Annotated in this window: 16 protein-coding genes; 12 read left to right on the plus strand and 4 right to left on the minus strand. The window is 70.8% G+C overall.

What is annotated here, in order from left to right; genetic code table 11:
• Window positions 1–27: 27 nt before the first annotated feature.
• Window positions 28–849, minus strand: a complete 822-nt coding sequence (locus SSP08S_RS32685; RefSeq protein ID WP_019071878.1) for an enoyl-CoA hydratase/isomerase family protein — start codon at window positions 847–849, stop codon at window positions 28–30.
• A gap of 107 nt (window positions 850–956) precedes the next feature.
• Between SSP08S_RS32685 and SSP08S_RS32690 the strand changes: the two genes are divergently transcribed.
• The 4 genes from SSP08S_RS32690 to SSP08S_RS32705 are packed head-to-tail and all read left to right on the plus strand — an operon-like array spanning window position 957 to window position 4,539.
• Window positions 957–2,078: an acyl-CoA dehydrogenase family protein gene (locus SSP08S_RS32690; protein ID WP_019071879.1), complete on the plus strand. Its 1,122-nt coding sequence runs from the start codon at window positions 957–959 to the stop codon at window positions 2,076–2,078.
• A gap of 18 nt (window positions 2,079–2,096) precedes the next feature.
• Window positions 2,097–3,275 carry an acyl-CoA dehydrogenase family protein gene (locus SSP08S_RS32695; protein ID WP_019071880.1) on the plus strand — a complete coding sequence of 393 codons (1,179 nt, stop codon included), beginning with the start codon at window positions 2,097–2,099 and terminating at the stop codon, window positions 3,273–3,275.
• Entirely contained in the window at window positions 3,272–3,784 is a 513-nt protein-coding gene (locus SSP08S_RS32700; protein ID WP_019071881.1) for a nuclear transport factor 2 family protein, read from the plus strand. Before SSP08S_RS32695 ends, SSP08S_RS32700 begins: the two co-directional genes overlap by 4 nt.
• The gene (locus SSP08S_RS32705) at window positions 3,784–4,539 is read left to right on the plus strand and encodes an SDR family NAD(P)-dependent oxidoreductase (RefSeq protein WP_019071882.1); all 756 of its coding nucleotides are present in this window, start codon (window positions 3,784–3,786) and stop codon (window positions 4,537–4,539) included. Before SSP08S_RS32700 ends, SSP08S_RS32705 begins: the two co-directional genes overlap by 1 nt.
• Window positions 4,540–4,544: 5 nt before the next feature.
• Here SSP08S_RS32705 and SSP08S_RS32710 read toward each other — a convergent pair whose 3' ends face one another.
• On the minus strand, window positions 4,545–5,741 hold the full coding sequence (locus SSP08S_RS32710; RefSeq protein WP_019071883.1) for a CaiB/BaiF CoA transferase family protein: 1,197 nt from the start codon (window positions 5,739–5,741) through the stop codon (window positions 4,545–4,547).
• A 146-nt stretch (window positions 5,742–5,887) separates the two neighbouring features.
• Between SSP08S_RS32710 and SSP08S_RS32715 the strand changes: the two genes are divergently transcribed.
• From SSP08S_RS32715 to SSP08S_RS32740, 6 genes are read left to right on the plus strand one after another with little or no spacing between them, the layout of a single operon-like run.
• Complete coding sequence (locus SSP08S_RS32715) at window positions 5,888–6,406, plus strand: PaaI family thioesterase (protein ID WP_019071884.1); 519 nt, start codon at window positions 5,888–5,890, stop codon at window positions 6,404–6,406.
• A 4-nt stretch (window positions 6,407–6,410) separates the two neighbouring features.
• Entirely contained in the window at window positions 6,411–7,256 is an 846-nt protein-coding gene (locus tag SSP08S_RS32720) for an enoyl-CoA hydratase-related protein (protein ID WP_019071885.1), read from the plus strand.
• 15 nt (window positions 7,257–7,271) lie between these two features.
• On the plus strand, window positions 7,272–7,724 hold the full coding sequence (locus SSP08S_RS32725) for an FAS1-like dehydratase domain-containing protein (protein ID WP_019071886.1): 453 nt from the start codon (window positions 7,272–7,274) through the stop codon (window positions 7,722–7,724).
• On the plus strand, window positions 7,721–8,143 hold the full coding sequence (locus tag SSP08S_RS32730; protein WP_019071887.1) for a MaoC/PaaZ C-terminal domain-containing protein: 423 nt from the start codon (window positions 7,721–7,723) through the stop codon (window positions 8,141–8,143). Before SSP08S_RS32725 ends, SSP08S_RS32730 begins: the two co-directional genes overlap by 4 nt.
• A 4-nt stretch (window positions 8,144–8,147) precedes the next feature.
• Window positions 8,148–9,599 carry a class I adenylate-forming enzyme family protein gene (locus SSP08S_RS32735; protein ID WP_019071888.1) on the plus strand — a complete coding sequence of 484 codons (1,452 nt, stop codon included), beginning with the start codon at window positions 8,148–8,150 and terminating at the stop codon, window positions 9,597–9,599.
• Entirely contained in the window at window positions 9,592–10,716 is a 1,125-nt protein-coding gene (locus SSP08S_RS32740; RefSeq protein WP_019071889.1) for a serine hydrolase domain-containing protein, read from the plus strand. Before SSP08S_RS32735 ends, SSP08S_RS32740 begins: the two co-directional genes overlap by 8 nt.
• 34 nt (window positions 10,717–10,750) lie before the next feature.
• Here the strand turns inward: SSP08S_RS32740 and SSP08S_RS32745 are convergent, their stop codons facing one another.
• Window positions 10,751–11,932, minus strand: coding sequence for an amidohydrolase family protein (locus SSP08S_RS32745; protein WP_019071890.1), 1,182 nt, complete (start codon window positions 11,930–11,932; stop codon window positions 10,751–10,753).
• A 160-nt stretch (window positions 11,933–12,092) separates the two neighbouring features.
• A complete protein-coding gene (locus SSP08S_RS32750; protein ID WP_026179027.1) occupies window positions 12,093–12,893 on the minus strand; it encodes a FadR/GntR family transcriptional regulator in 801 nt (266 codons plus the stop codon).
• A gap of 172 nt (window positions 12,894–13,065) precedes the next feature.
• Here SSP08S_RS32750 and SSP08S_RS32755 point away from each other — a divergent pair, with 172 nt between their 5' ends.
• Together SSP08S_RS32755 and SSP08S_RS32760 are read left to right on the plus strand one after the other, a co-directional pair.
• Window positions 13,066–13,893, plus strand: coding sequence for an enoyl-CoA hydratase-related protein (locus SSP08S_RS32755; RefSeq protein WP_043259859.1), 828 nt, complete (start codon window positions 13,066–13,068; stop codon window positions 13,891–13,893).
• A complete protein-coding gene (locus tag SSP08S_RS32760) occupies window positions 13,890–14,465 on the plus strand; it encodes a DUF2889 domain-containing protein (protein ID WP_019071893.1) in 576 nt (191 codons plus the stop codon). Before SSP08S_RS32755 ends, SSP08S_RS32760 begins: the two co-directional genes overlap by 4 nt.
• The last annotated feature ends 503 nt before the right edge of the window (window positions 14,466–14,968 follow it).

Below are 14,968 nucleotides of genomic sequence, written 5' to 3' on the forward strand. Positions count from 1 at the left end.
CTCCTCATGCGTTCGTGGGTCCGTGGGTCACAGGTCGATCGGGTGCTTGCCGCCCACGCCCTCGAAGTCCGGGGCACGCTTCTCGCGGTGGGCGGCGAGTCCCTCGACGACCTCGTGCCCGCCGAAGCCGAAGAACTCCAGCCCCAGCGAGGCCTCGAAGAGTGGCTGGGCCGTGCGGTACCAGTGGTTGAGGGACCGCTTGGTCCAGCTCAGCGCGCTGGCGGGCCCGGCGGCCAGCAGGGTCGCCACCCGCAGCCCCTCGGCGTGCACGTCCTCGTCGTCCACGCACTTCGACACCAGCCCGATCCGCTCGGCCTCCTCGCCGGTCAGCGCCTCGCAGGTCAGCAGGTAGTACTTGGCCTTGGCCATCCCGCACAGCAGTGGCCAGCAGATCGCCGCGTGGTCACCGGCCGCCACGCCCAGCCGCGTGTGCCCGTCGACGATCTTCGCTTTGCGTCCGGCGATCGATATGTCCGCCAGCATGCCGATGACCAGCCCCGCCCCGACCGCCGGGCCGTGGATCGCGGAGACAACCGGCTTCGAGCAGTTGATCACCCCGTAGACCATGTCCCGCGCCTCCCGCATCGTCCGGGCCCGCACGGCGTAGTCCTCGGTCATGGCCTCGATGGAGTCGAAGGTCCCGCCGGCCGAGAAGGCCTTGCCGGCTCCCTGGACCAGCACCGCGCGGGTCTCCTCGTCCCGGTCGACGACCGGCCAGACGTCGGCCAGCTCACCGTGCATGCGCGGATCGACGGCGTTGAGGTTCGGCGCGTCGAGCACGATGCGCAGCACACCGGGCGCGGGCCGCTCGAAGGTCAGGCTCGTGAACGGGGCGTAGGGATCGGTCACGTCGCGCTCCTGGTGTATTCAGTGCGGATACTATAATTATCTAACTGTATCGAGAGGCGGGCGGCAAGCGTCCGGCACACGGGCGCACGGAGGACGGGAAGCTCGGCATGGATCTCACCTTCAGCGAGGAACAGGACGAACTGCGCACGGTCGTACGGTCGTTCCTCACCCGGCACGCCACCGAGGCCGACGTGCGCCGCCTGGCCGCCGACCCGCACGGACACGACCCGTGGATCTGGCGGCGGATGGCCACGGAGATCGGACTCCAGGGACTCGCCGTACCGGAGGAGTACGGCGGCTCCGGCTTCGGCTACGTCGACCTCGGCGTCGTCTTCGAGGAGACGGGCCGCGCCCTGCTGTGCGCCCCGTACTTCGCCACCGTGGCCCTGGCCGCCGAGGCGCTGCTGCGCTGCGACGACGAGGCCGCCCGCGCCGACCTCCTCCCGGGCATCGCCGCGGGCGAGACCGTGGCCACGCTCGCCCTCACCGAGGACGACGGGCGCTGGGACGAGCCGGGCATCCACCTCAACGCCCGGGCCGGAGCTGACGGTTGGCGGCTCACGGGCGTGAAGACCTACGTCCCCGAAGGACACCTCGCCGACCTGCTCCTGGTCGCCGCCCGCACCCCAGCCGGCGTCAGCCTCTTCGCGGTCACGACGGCCGACGCCCCGGGCCTGACCCGGACACGGCTCCCCACCCTCGACCAGACCCGCAAACAGGCCCGCATCACCTTCAGGGATACCCCGGCCCGTCTGCTGGGCACCGAGGGCACGGCCTGGCCGGTGATCGAACGCACCCTCGCCACGGCCGCCGTCCTCCTGGCCGCCGAGCAGGTCGGGGGAGCCGCCGCCGCCCTTGACGCATCGGTCGGGTACGCCAAGATCCGTGAGCAGTACGGCCGCCCCATCGGCTCCTTCCAGGGCATCAAGCACAAGTGCGCCGACATGCTCGTCGAGATCGAGTCCGCCCGCTCGGCCGCGTACGCCGGACTGTGGGCCCTGGACGCCGGCGACGAGACGGAGATCGCTGTCGCGGCGGCCCTCGCCCAGGCCTTCTGCTCGGAGGCCTTCACCAAGGTCGCCGGCGACACCATCCAGGTCCACGGCGGCATCGGCTTCACCTGGGAGCACCCCGCGCACCTCTACCTCAAGCGGGCCAAAAGCTCCGAGGTGCTGCTCGGCACCCCCGCCTACCACCGGGAACTGCTCGCCGCCCGGCTCGGCATCTGACACCCAGGAGAAACAGACATGGAAGTGGACTTCGGGCCCGCCGTACGCGACTTCCGCGACGAACTGCGGGACTGGTTCGCGGACCACCTCGTGGGGGAGTTCGCCGAACACCGAGGCGTGGGCGGCCCCACCGACGGCGCGGCCTGGGACGTACGCCTGGCCTGGGACCGCGAGCTGTCGGCCGGGAACTGGCTGGGCGTGGGCTGGCCGAAGGAGTACGGCGGACGCGGCCTAGGACTCCTGGAAGAGATCGTCTTCGAGTACGAGTACGCCCGTGCGAACGCCCCCTACCGCGCCACCGTCAACGCCCTCGACCTGCTCGGCCCGATGCTCCTCGCGATGGGCGACGAGGCCCAGAAGAAGCGCTTCCTGCCCCCGATCCTCGCCGTCGAGGAACTCTGGGGACAGGGCTTCAGCGAACCCGGCGCGGGCTCCGACCTGGCCTCCGTCCGCACCCGCGCCGAGCGCGACGGCGACCAGTGGGTGGTCAACGGGCAGAAGGTGTGGACCTCGTTCGGCATCCACGCCGACTGGCTCTACGTCCTCACCCGCACCGACCCCGACTCCCGGCGCCACAAAGGCCTGACCCTGCTGCTCCTCCCCACCGACCAGCCCGGCGTGGAGATCCGCCCCATCCGCAACCTCGCCGGCCAGGACGAGTTCGCCGAGGTCTTCCTCTCCGACGCGCGCACCGGCGCGGACATGGCCGTGGGAGAGGTCGGTCAGGGCTGGCGCACCGCGATGGCCACCCTCGGCATCGAACGCGGCACGACCCTGCTACCCCAGCAACTCGGCTTCGAGCGCGAGGCCGAGGCGCTGATCGACCTGGCGCGCGCCGGGGGCGCGTTGGGTGACCCCATGCTGCGCCGCCGGATCCTGGACGCCTGGATCTCCGTACGCATCATGCGCACCACCAACCTGCGCACCCTCGCCGAACTGACCGCGGGCCGCACACCCGGCGCCCAGGCCACCACGGCGAAGCTCTACGCCTCGACCCGCCACCAGCAACTCGGCCACCTGGCCATGGAGTTGGCTGGTCCCGCCGGGCAGATCGTCGGCGAGGGCTACGAACTCGACACCCGACAGCGCTCGTTCCTGCTCTCCCTCGCGGAGACGATCTACGGCGGTTCCAGCGAGATCCAGCGCAACATCATCGGGGAGCAGCTCCTCGGTCTGCCCAAGGAGCCGCGGCCGTGACCTCGATCGAGGACCGCCTCGACCGCATCGAATCACATCAGGCCATCCAGCAACTGCCCATCCGCTATGCCCTGGCCGTGGACTCCCGCGACCTGGACGCCTGGGCCGGCTGCTTCCGCCCCGACGTCGACATGGGACGCCACGGCCGGGGACGGCAGGTCCTGCGGCGACACATCGAGCCCCTCCTGCGCGGCTTTCATCGCTCGGTGCATCAAATCTGCGGCCACCGCGTCGAGTTCACCGGCCGCGACACCGCGACCGGCGCGGTCTACTGCCGCGCCGAGCACGAGGTCGAGGACCGGTGGATCGTGATGGCGATCTGCTACTTCGACGACTACGCGCGCGTGGACGGCGACTGGTACTTCTCCCGGCGCCGCGAACAGCACTGGTACGCGGCCGACGTGACCGACCGCCCCCAGGCCGTCGGCTTCAACGGCTGGGAGGGCGCGGGAGAACCGGCGCTGCCGGACGCCTTCCCCACCTGGACGCCCTTCTGGAAGGAGACGTGATGGCACGGTTGTCGGGCAGGACGGCGTTGGTCACCGGCGGAGGACAGGGCGTGGGCCGCGGCATCGCACTCGCGCTCGCTGTCGAGGGCGCGGCCGTGGTCATCACCGGCCGCACGGAGAGCAAGTTGAAGGACACCGCCGGGGAGATCGCCGAGCGCGGCGGGCGGGCGTACACCGTCGTCGGGGACGTGGGGGAGCGGGACGACGTCGACCGGATGGTGGCCGAGACGGTACGGGAGTTCGGCGGCCTCGACGTGCTCGTCAACAACGCCCAGTCCTCGGTGCAGCGACGGCTGGAGACGACGTCGTACGACGATGTCGAACTCACCTACCGCAGCGGGCCGTTGGCCGTCTTCCACGCGATGCAGGCGGCCCTGCCCCACTTGAGGGAGAGCCGGGGCAGTGTCGTCAACCTCGGTTCCTCGGCGGCGGTGCAGGGCGAGGCGACCTTCGCGGCGTACGCCATGGCCAAGGAGGCGATCCGTGGGCTGAGTCGGGTCGCCGCGCGCGAGTGGGGGCCGTACGGGATCCGCGTGAACGTCGTCTGCCCGGCCGCGCTCAGCCCGGCGGCGGAGGACTATCTGGCCGCGCATCCACGGAAGGCGGAGGAACTGGCCCGCGAGATCCCGCTGGGGCGGCTCGGCGCGCCGGAGGCGGACATCGGCAGGGCGGTGGCCGCGCTGGTGAGCGACGACATGGCGTATCTGACCGGCGCGACGCTGATGTTGGAGGGCGGCCGGACCCTCATTGGATGACGTCGCTAGACGACGCCTCGCGCGCGCAGTCCCGCCAGCTGTTCCTCCGTCACCCCGGCGAGCCCGCACAGGACTTCGGCGGTGTGCTCGCCGAGCGCGGGCGGCGGGGTGTAGCCCGCGACCGGGGTCGCCGTGAGCCGTATCGGATTGGCGAGCAGGGGCAGTGGGCCCGACACCGGGTCGTCGACCTCGACCAGCATCCCCCGGTGCCGGATCTGGGGGTCGGCGAAGACCTCCGGCATTTCGTTGAACGGGCCCGCCGGCACGTCGTGTTCTTCGAGGAGGGCCAGCCACTCGTCCCGGGTCCGGGTCCGCATGATGGCTTCGAGGACCGGCAGGATCTCCTCCCGGTGGGTGATCCGGGCGGAAGTGGTGGCGAACCGGGGGTCCTGGAGCAGGTCGGCGCGGTCGGCCGCCGCGCAGAACGCGGCGAACTGCTTGTCGTTGCCCGCGACGAGGAAGAGCGGCTTGTCCGCGCAGTGGAAGGCCTGGGAGGGGATTCCGCCGTAGCCGCCGTTGCCGCGCCGGCGCGGAACCTCCCCGGAGACCAGGTAGTTCATCGCGAAGTGGGACAGCGAGGCCAGTCCGCAGTCCAGCAGGGAGAGGTCGACGAGCTGGCCCTCGCCGGTGGCGTCCCGGTGTCGCAGCGCCGCCAGGACGGCCGTCGAGGCGTACAGGCCGGTGAGGATGTCGACCATGCTGACGCCGACCTTCATCGGCTCGTCGGGGTGGCCGGAGACGCTCATCATCCCGGACATGGCCTGGAAGATGCCGTCGTAGCCGGGGCGCCCGGCGTAGGGTCCGGTCTGGCCGAAGCCGGTGACGGACAGGTAGACCAGGCGTGGGTTGAGCGCCAGCAGGCTCTCGTGGTCGAGGCCGTACTTCGCCAGCGTCCCCGCGCGGAAGTTCTCCACCAGGACGTCCGAGCGGGCGGCGAGCGAGCGGATCAACTCCTGTCCCTCGGCGGTGGCGTGATTGACCGTCACGGACCGCTTGTTGCGGTTGCAGGAGAGGTAGAAGGCGGCGGTGTCCGTACCGGGGGCGAACGGCGGACCGTACGTCCGTGAGTCGTCGCCGGTGCCCGGACGCTCGACCTTGATGACCTCCGCGCCGAGGTCGGCCAGCATCTGGGTGGCCAGCGGTGCGGCCAGGATGCGGGACAGGTCGAGGACGCGGATCCCGGCCAGGGCGGTCGACGGCATCGAGGTCTCCCTCTGTTCACAGGCATCGAATGAGTTATATAAATAATACATCTGGCGCCCTGGCTGCGCCTCGGATGATTGCTTCAACTATCCAATTCATGTAACTATATGGATCGGCTGACCGGCCGAGACCGGAGGGCGTGCGGATGACCGTCGCGGCGAGGACCCTCACCGACCAGGAACAGCGCGAACGCCGCGAGTGGTTCCGGTCCCGCTGGGAGCGCGGCGTCGCGTTCAACCGCCTCTGTCGTCTGCGTATGGTCCGCTGGGACCCCGACGGCGTGGAGGTCGTCCTTCCCTACGTCGAGGCACTCTCCGCCCACGAAGGCGTCTTCCACGGCGGAGTGATCTCCGCGCTCATCGACACCGCGGGCGCGGGAGCCGTGATCGCCGGGCACGACTTCCAGAAGGGGAGTCTGCTCAGCACCGTCTCGATGTCGGTGCAGTACCTCGCGCCCGCCCGGGGCCCGGAGGCCGTCGCCTACGCGCGCTGCGTCCGACGGGGCCGCAGGCTGCACTTCGCCGACGTCGACGTGATGACCGACGGGATCGTCTGCGCACGGGGGCAGGTGGTGGTGACGATCTCCGGCGAGCGACCGGGCGTCGGAGAACCCATCGACTCCATCCGCCCCATCGACGCCATCGAACCGCTGACCGAGGAGTGACGCGATGCCCGACGAACCCGACCGGGACCTGGTGCTCTACGAGGTCGACGAGGACGGTGTCGCCACCGTCACCCTCAACAGGCCCGAGCGCAAGAACGCGTGGAGCCTCCCCATGGAGCGCCGCTTCTTCGCCCTCCTCGACGAGGCCGCCGCCGACCCCGCCGTCCGCGTCGTGATCGTCACCGGCGCCGGCCGGGCGTTCTGCCCCGGCATGGACGTCCAGCGGCTGGAACAGAACGCGCAGCCGGGCCAGTCCCTCAACCTCCAGGCCCGCGTGCCCATGTACAGCAGGCGCAACATGCCCAAGCCGCTCATCGCGGCCGTCAACGGCGCCTGCGCGGGCATCGGCCTGGTCCAGGCCCTGATCTGCGACGTCCGCTTCGCCGCCCGCGGGGCACGCTTCACCACCGCCTTCACCCGCCGCGGCCTCGCCGGCGAGTACAACCTCCCGTACGTGCTGCCGCGCGTCATCGGCCTGGAGAACGCCCTCGACCTCCTCCTGTCCGGCCGGGTCTTCGACGCCGACGAGGCGAAGCAACTCGGCCTCGTCAGCCGGGTGGTGGAGCCGGAGGACCTGCTCGACGCGGCCCGCTCCTACGCCCGCGACATCGCCCGCAACTGCTCACCGCGCGCCATGGCCGTCGTACGCCATCAGGTGTACGGCGACCTCGACCGGCCCTTCACCGACGCGCTCGCCCGCTCCTACTCCGCCATGGAGTTCTTCGCGGGCTCGCCGGACTTCCGCGAAGGGGTGGCCAGCTTCGTGGAGAAACGGGAGCCCAAGTTCGAGGGACTGCCCCCGGACTTCGACCCCGACGAGGCCACCCGCGACGCGTTCCTGCCGTACTGACCGAGGAGTTGGAAGATGACAGGGCAGCCCTTCCCGGTCGAGGCCGGGCACATCCTGGCGTTCGCCCGGGCCATCGGTGACGAGGACCCGGCCTACGCCGGCGAGAGCGCGCTCGCGCCGCCCACCTTCACCATGGCGAGCGCCCACCACGACCCCGACTACCGGCTGCGGCCCAAGGCGGGCGAGGAATGGTTCGGGTCCGGCGCCGGGCCCGGCGTGATGCCCGAGGGCGGTGGCGGGCTGCACGCCGAGCAGCACTTCACGTACCACCGGCCGGTGCGCGCGGGGGAGACCCTGTACGCCACCACCGTTGCCGGACGCAGCTGGGAGAAGCGGGGCCGCACCGGGCTGCTGCTGTTCAGCGAGCGCATCACCGAGTACCGCGACGCCGACGGCGAACCGGTCGTCAGCGCCCGCACCGTGGCCGTCGTGCCCGAGGGCCCCGCAACCCGGAAGGACGCGCGATGAGCCTGAGTGTCGACGACGTCAAGGTCGGCGAGACCCGCGAGAGTGTGCTGGTCGACGACCTCAAGCGCACCCGGATCGTCCAGTACGCGGGCGCGTCCGGCGACTTCAACCCGTTGCACACCGACGAGAAGTTCGCCACCGAGGTCGCGGGCTACCCCGGCGTCTTCGCCCACGGCATGCTCACGATGGGCATGACGGGCCGGGTCCTGACCGACTGGGTCGGTGTCGAGGCGCTGCTGACCTTCGGGGTGCGTTTCAAGGCTCAGGTGTGGCCCGGCGACACCCTGACCGCCACGGCGACCGTCGAGTCGGTCGAGGACACGCCGGACGGCCCGGTCGCCCACTTCTCGCTGCGAACCGTCACCCAGGACGGCGCCGAGGTGGTCACCGGCACCGCTTCGGCCCTGCTGGAGCCCTGAACCGGTGGGCGGCGAGGCGGAGTTCACCTGGACGACGACGGTGGTCGCCGCCTACGACCACTCCCGTCCCGCCGTCCGGTTCGGGAACCTCACCTGGACCGGACGCGAACTCCTCGACCGGGCGGCCGGCGCCGCCGACTGGCTGGACACCCTCGGCCTCGACCCCGGCGCCCCGGTACCCGCCCTGGCCGCCACCTCCGCCGACGCCCTCGCGCTCGTCATCGGCGGCGCCGGCTCCGGCCACCCGCTCGCCCCGCTCGGCGTCCGTATGACGCCGTACGAGATCGCGGCAGTGGTCGAGGCATCGGGAGCCCAACTCCTCCTCGCGCAACCCGAGTTCGCCGAACTCGGCGAACAGGTCGCCGAGCTGTCCGGCCGCCGGGCCGTTGTCGTCCCCGCACTCCGCCCGAGCACAAGGCCGTTGACCGCTGAGCCGGACGACCTCGCCGTCGTCCTGCACACCTCCGGCACGACAGGCCTCCCCAAGCCCGTCCGCATGACCCAACGCCGTCTGGCCGCCCGCGCCCGCGTCAACGGCCGCCTCTGCGCGCTCGATCCGGACGGTTTCTACGGGGGCAGCGCCCCCTTCCACCACATCGCCGGCCTCGGCAACATCGCCGTCGCCCTGGCCGCGGGCGCGCTGATCACCGGGTTGCCCCGCTTCACCGTCGAGGGCTGGGTCCTGCTGCGCGAGCTCGGCGTCACCCACACCAGCATGGTCCCGGCGATGCTGGAGACCCTGCTGACGGCAGGCCAGGCACACCACGAGACGCTGCGGGTCCTCCAGTACGGCGGCGCGCCGGTCCGCCCCGACACCCTGCGCCGGACGTACGAGGCGATGCCCGGCGTCCGCATGCTCAACATGTTCGGGCAGACCGAGGGCTCGCCCATCAGCGTGCTCACCCCCGAGGACCATCGGGAGGCGGTCGCCGGACGCACCGAACTGCTGCGGTCCGTGGGACGGCCCGCCCCCGGCGTCGAGCTGCGGGTGCGGGAGGCCGGACCGGACGGCATCGGCGAGATCCACGCCCGCGCCGACCACTTCTTCCGGATCGACGCCGAAGGCTGGCTGCACAGCGGCGACTTGGGCCGAGTGGCCGAGGACGGCTACCTCTACCTGTACGGCCGGGGCACCGACATGATCATCCGGGGCGGCGAGAACGTCCACCCGCTGGAGGTCGAGACCGTGCTGGCCGCCCACCCCGGCGTCGCGGACGTGGCTGTCACCGGCGCCCCCGACGAACGACTCGGCCAGACCGTCGTCGCCTTCGTCGTACCTGCCGACGCCGATGCCCCGCCCGAACCCGCCTCGCTCAGGACGCACGCCCGCACCCGGCTGTCCGGATTCAAGGTCCCCGTCCGCTGGTGGTTCGTGGACCACCTGCCGCGCAACGCCAACGGCAAGGTCGTACGGCAGCGACTGCGCGAGCCCTGCCAAGGAGAATCACGTGACTGACCACTCCGTCGTCGACCCTGAGAGCGTGGGGGTGGACCCGTACCGGCTGGACGTCCTGCTGCGCCGGATCCGGCTGGAGGTCGAGCACGGACCGCTGCCGTCGGCGCAGGTCGCCGTCGCCCGGGGCGGGCGCCTGGTGGCGTTCGAGACGTGGGGGAACGCCGGCCCGGACACGCGATACGTCCTGCAGTCCGTCGGGCGGTCGATCGTCGCCGGTGTCGTGTGGAAGCTGCTCGGTGAGGGACTCCTGCACCTGGACGAGCAAGTCGCCGCGATCATCCCGGAGTTCGCGCCGAACGGGAAGGAAACGGTGACCGTGGAGCAGGTGCTCACGCACACCGCCGGGTTCCCCTTCGCCCCCCTCGGGTACCCGAAGATGCTGGACCGCGAGCAACGGCTCGCCGCCTTCGGGCGCTGGCGGCTCGACACCCCGCCGGGCACCCGCTTCCAGTTCCATCTCACTGCCGCCGCATGGCTGATCGCCGAGATCGTCGAGCGGCGCACGGGGCTGCCCTTCGCCGACTACCTCCACGAGCGGATCACCCGGCCGCTGGGCCTCACCTCGATCGAACTCGGTGTCCCGGTCGACCAACAGCCCGGCACCGTCGCCCCGATGACCGCCACCGACCGCACCGACGACACCCAGGAACCCGACCCCTGGGGACCCTGGTACCTCGCCGACCCCCGCGTCCTGGCGGCCGGCGAACCCAGCCACGCCCTGGTCGCCACCGCCGCCGATGTCGCCCTGTACTTCCAGGCGTTGGAGCACTCGGGCCTGTGGAAGCCGGAGGCGGTGGCGGAGGGCACCCGGATCAGGTTGACCCAACTCCCGTACGGGGAGCAGATCTACGGGGGCGGCGGCAGTCGGCGTACCACCATGGGGCTGTTCGTGACGGTGGCCGGTCCGGACGCCGGCAGCCAACTGCCCTCCACCGGCTCGCCGTCGCTCTTCGGCAGCGCGGGCGCCGCGTACCAACTCGGCTTCATGGACCCGGAGTCCGGCCTGTCCTTCGCCTGCCTGAGCAACGGCTACCCGCTCTCCGGCTACGACCACTCCCGGCGCGGCACGGCACTGCTCACCAACATCGCGAACCTGGCGGCGGACCTGGTCCAATGACCTGGTCCGCCGCCAGGCGGGGGCATTTCAGGGCTCAGCGGCTGATCAGCTGCTGAGCGTTGTTGTACATGATGTCGTCCTGGACCGACTCGTCGAGTTCCGCGAGGAGCTTGCGGTAGTCGGCCGGGTTGGCGATGCCCTCCGCGTGCGGGAAGTCCGAGCCCATCACGATCGACTCGTGGTAACCGAGCCGCTTGACCAGGCTCGGGATGTCGTCCTCGGGATAGGGCACCACACGGATGTGCTTGCGGAAGACCTGGCTGGGCCGCTCCGCCAACTGGCCGCCGATCCACGGGCCGTTGCGCCCCATGCCGCGGCTCTTGTCCATGTGCCGGACGAAGTGGGGCACCCACTCGGCGCCGAACTCCGAGACCAGGACGTTGATGTCGGGGAAGCGCCCGAAGAGGTTGTCGAAGATGAGCGCGGACAGCGTCTCCTCGATGGGGCGCTGGCCGTAGGTGTTCATCCACTGCCAGGCCGACATCCGGAAGTGGATCGGGCTCGCGTCATGGCCCCAGGCGGGGGCGACGTGCGAGTTGTAGTAGAACTCGCTGATGTGGTAACAGACGCTGGCCTTGGCCTCGTTGACCAGTTTCCAGAACGGGTCGAAGTAGGGGTCGCCCGGTGAGCGGCCGTACTGCGGCCCGGTCGGCAGCATGATGAAGCGGGCGCCCTTGTCCAGGACGTACTCCAGCTCCTTGACCGCGTGGTCCAGGTCGCGCAGCGACAGCAGCGCGGGGGAGTAGATGCGGTCCTGGTGGTTGAAGCCCCAGACCTCGTTCATGTAGCGGTTGAACGAGTGGTAGTTGGCGTAGAGCGGCTCGACGCCCTGCACGTACTCCTCGGCGACCAGTGCCCAGCCGCCCGGGTAGATGATCGTCTGGTCCAGGCCCTGCTCGTCCATGACGCGCAGCCGGGCCTCGCGGTTCTGGTACGACTCGTGCATCGGCTCGAACTGGTACGTCTCGTCGGGGTTGCCCGAGGCCATCGCCTTGAGCATCTCCTTGAGCGAGCCGGGCCGGTAGACCTGCCCGAACTCCGGCTCCAGACAGACCACGATCCGGTCTCCGGCGAGGATGACCTCGCGGCCGTCCGGGAGCGTCACCGGGGCCACCGCCTGGCCGAGGAACTCCTTCGGGAGGTAGCGGGTGAAGGAGTCCCGTTCCTCGTACATGTGCTGGTCGCAGTCGAAGATTCGCTTGCGCTGTTCGGCCATGGCCGTCGCCTCCGGACCCCAGATCTATTCAGTACGCCTCCTATAATTATCTAACTGATTCGGAGACGCAAGGGGTGAGCGTGGGAACGGCTCGGTGATCCCCGATCCGCGCGGTCGGGTGATGAGGGTCCGACCGGTCGGTGGACGAGGATCTGTCCGGTCAGTCGATGAGTTCGAGCACCGTCTTGGGACCGGCCCCGTTCACCACGTCGTCGGCGCCGCTGATGTGGCGCTGCCACAGCTTCTCGGCCTCGTCCGCCTTGCCGGACTCGATCAGACCGACCAGCCGCACATGGGCCCGGTGCCCCTTCAGGGCCTGCGCCTTCTGGGTCTCGGCGTCGGTGGCCGCCGCGGTGTACGAGGCGTTGGCCCGGTCGATGATGTTGCGGAGCATGCCGCACAGGAGGATCAGCGTCTGGTTGCCGGTCAGTTCGACCAGCAGGGCGTGGAAGGTGTCCTGCGCCTCGACCAGGCCGAGCGGGTCGTCCAGGACGGTCTTCTCGGCCGCCACCGCGTCCCGCAGTCGCTTGATGTCGTCCGCCGTGTGCTTGGCGGCCAGTTGACGCACGCACGGCGGCTCGATGACGGCCGCGGCGCGGTATACGTCCCCCAGGGTGGCGCCGCGGTATTCGAGGATCAGGCCGGCGAAGCGGGCCGCGACATCGGAGTCCGGCGCGCTGACTCGGGCGCCGCCGTGTGCGCCGCGCCGTACCATGATCAGCGACTCCGACTCCAAAACTCGGAACGCCTCGCGCAGCGTCGGCCGTGAGATGCCGAACTGCTCCATCAGCCCCGACTCCGGCGGCAGCGCGTCGCCGGGCTTCAGCTCGCCCCGTACGATCTGGCGGCGCAGCTCCGCGGCGACCAGCTCGGCGGTCTTCGGGACACGTACCTGACGTCCGACGCGGCCACGCGCGGGGACGGGCACGGTGGGCGTTTCTGCGCGGGCTGCCTCGGCCACGGCGGGCTCCTCCGTCATATAGCAAAATGAATCGTCTTAGTGCATCGAGGGTACCAGGTCAAGGTCTGGATGATCTTGAATCGGGGAGACCCGATCTGTTGCCAGTGCCGTGGTTGGGTATATAGATGATTCATCTAGCGATAAACCAACGCGGGCTCTGGGAGTGACCTCGATGAACGAGCATGCGGCCCCGGTGATCCTCAGCGAGCTGACCGGCGACGGAGTCATGCTGCTCACCCTGAACCGGCCCGAGCGGCACAACGCCTGGACGCTGGAGATGGAACTGCTCTACAACGAGCTGTTCGACCGCGCCGAGGCTGACCCGGCGGTTCGGGCCGTCGTCCTCACCGGTGCGGGACGCAGCTTCTGCCCGGGCATGGACATGAGCGTGCTGGACGGCGCGTCCTCCGGAGCGCGCCCGTGGCCGACCGACCGGCTGCCGCCGCGCACCCGGCCCATGTCGTTCCCCAAGCCCCTGGTGGCGGCCGTCAACGGCGCCTGCGCCGGCATCGGCTTCAACCAGGCGCTCATGTGCGACGTGCGGTTCGCCGTGCCGGGCGCCAAGTTCGCCGCCGCGTTCAGCGCGCGCGGCCTGGTGGCCGAGGACGGCGTCTCGTGGCTCCTGCCCCGGCTCGTCGGCTACGGCAACGCGAGCGACCTGCTGCTGTCCTCACGTCGGATCACCGGAACGGAGGCGGAGGCGATGGGCCTGGTCAACCGTCTCGTCGAGCCGGAGGAACTGCTCCCGACGGCCCTCGCGTACGCCACGGAACTCGCCCGCTCGGCCAGCCCGTACGCGATGTCCCTCATCAAGCGGCAACTCGCCGACGACCAGGCGAGAAGCTTCACCGAGAGCCGCGACACCGCCGCCGCGCTGCTGGCCACGGCGAAACGCGCTCCGGACTACCGCGAGGGCGTGCGCAGCTTCATCGAACGCCGGCCGCCGGAGTTCGCGGGCCTCGGGGAGAACGTGCCTGAGCCGGCGGAGGCCTCGTCGTGAGGCGCGCCGAACTCCCGCTGCATCGCCGCACCATCACCGTCACCGCCCACCTGGAGCCCGGCGGCGAGGAGATCTCGGTCGAGGCGGAGCTGCGGGACGAGCGGCCGTGGGCCGAGCCGGAGACCGCCGACATCCACCGGATGGTGCTGGCGGTGCGGGTCCGACTCACGGACATGACCATCGTGGCCGCCGACGCGGACATGCTGACGTTTCCGCACGTGGAGTGCCCGTTCATCACCCCGGTCTTCGACAGCCTGATCGGCGTCGGCGTCGCCGCCGGATACAACCGGGCGATCCAGGAGCGGTTCCGCGGCGTCCTGGGCTGCTCCCACCTCTACGAACTGGCCCGGGTGCTCGGCCCCGCCGTGGTACAGGCGGCCATGTCGGCCAACGCGCGCCGCCGTGACGCGGGCGAGGCCGCGAACGGCCCGCGCGCCACGGCCGGGGTGCTGAACAGCTGCCACATCTGGGCACCGGACGGCGTGGGCCTGCGCAAGCTGGACGCGGGCTGGAGACCGGGGACCGGACCGCGTCCGGTTCCCGGGCTCGGGACCTTCGAGACGCGAGAGTGAGTCCGCGGGGCTGAGGGGCGGCCGCGTGAACGCGGGGCCGGGGTGGTTGCGGTCGACCACGCGGATGCGGAATCGGCCCCGACAGGGCCCACTTGGACCCGACCGGGACGGCGGCAGCCGCGTGATCTTGATGCGGAACATGGCGCGCGCGGGCGGAGGCGCGGCGGCGGGGTGGCGCACGCCGGTGGCTGGCAGGCGCCAGCTCGATCAAGCGGACCGAGGATTCGCGGACCGACGGCGCCTGGCCGTGACCGACCGATGTGCGCGCCAGGAGTCCGAGCGCGTCCCACATGGGCCGATCGGCCGGACCATAGCGCGTGAGCCGTGCTGAAGGACCGCGCCCCGAGGCGTTGCCGAGCCGGCCTTGACCCGTCGCCGTCGAACTCGCCGTAACCAGCAGCCGCTGAACCGGACCTTGACCGGCCTTCGCGGAGCTTGCCGTAACCGGCGGTCCCTGAGCCGGCGTTGACCGGCTGCCGTCGAATCTGACGCGACCGACCGTC

It is taken from the genome of Streptomyces hokutonensis (genome assembly GCF_000376565.1).
Lineage (GTDB): Bacteria > Actinomycetota > Actinomycetes > Streptomycetales > Streptomycetaceae > Streptomyces > Streptomyces hokutonensis.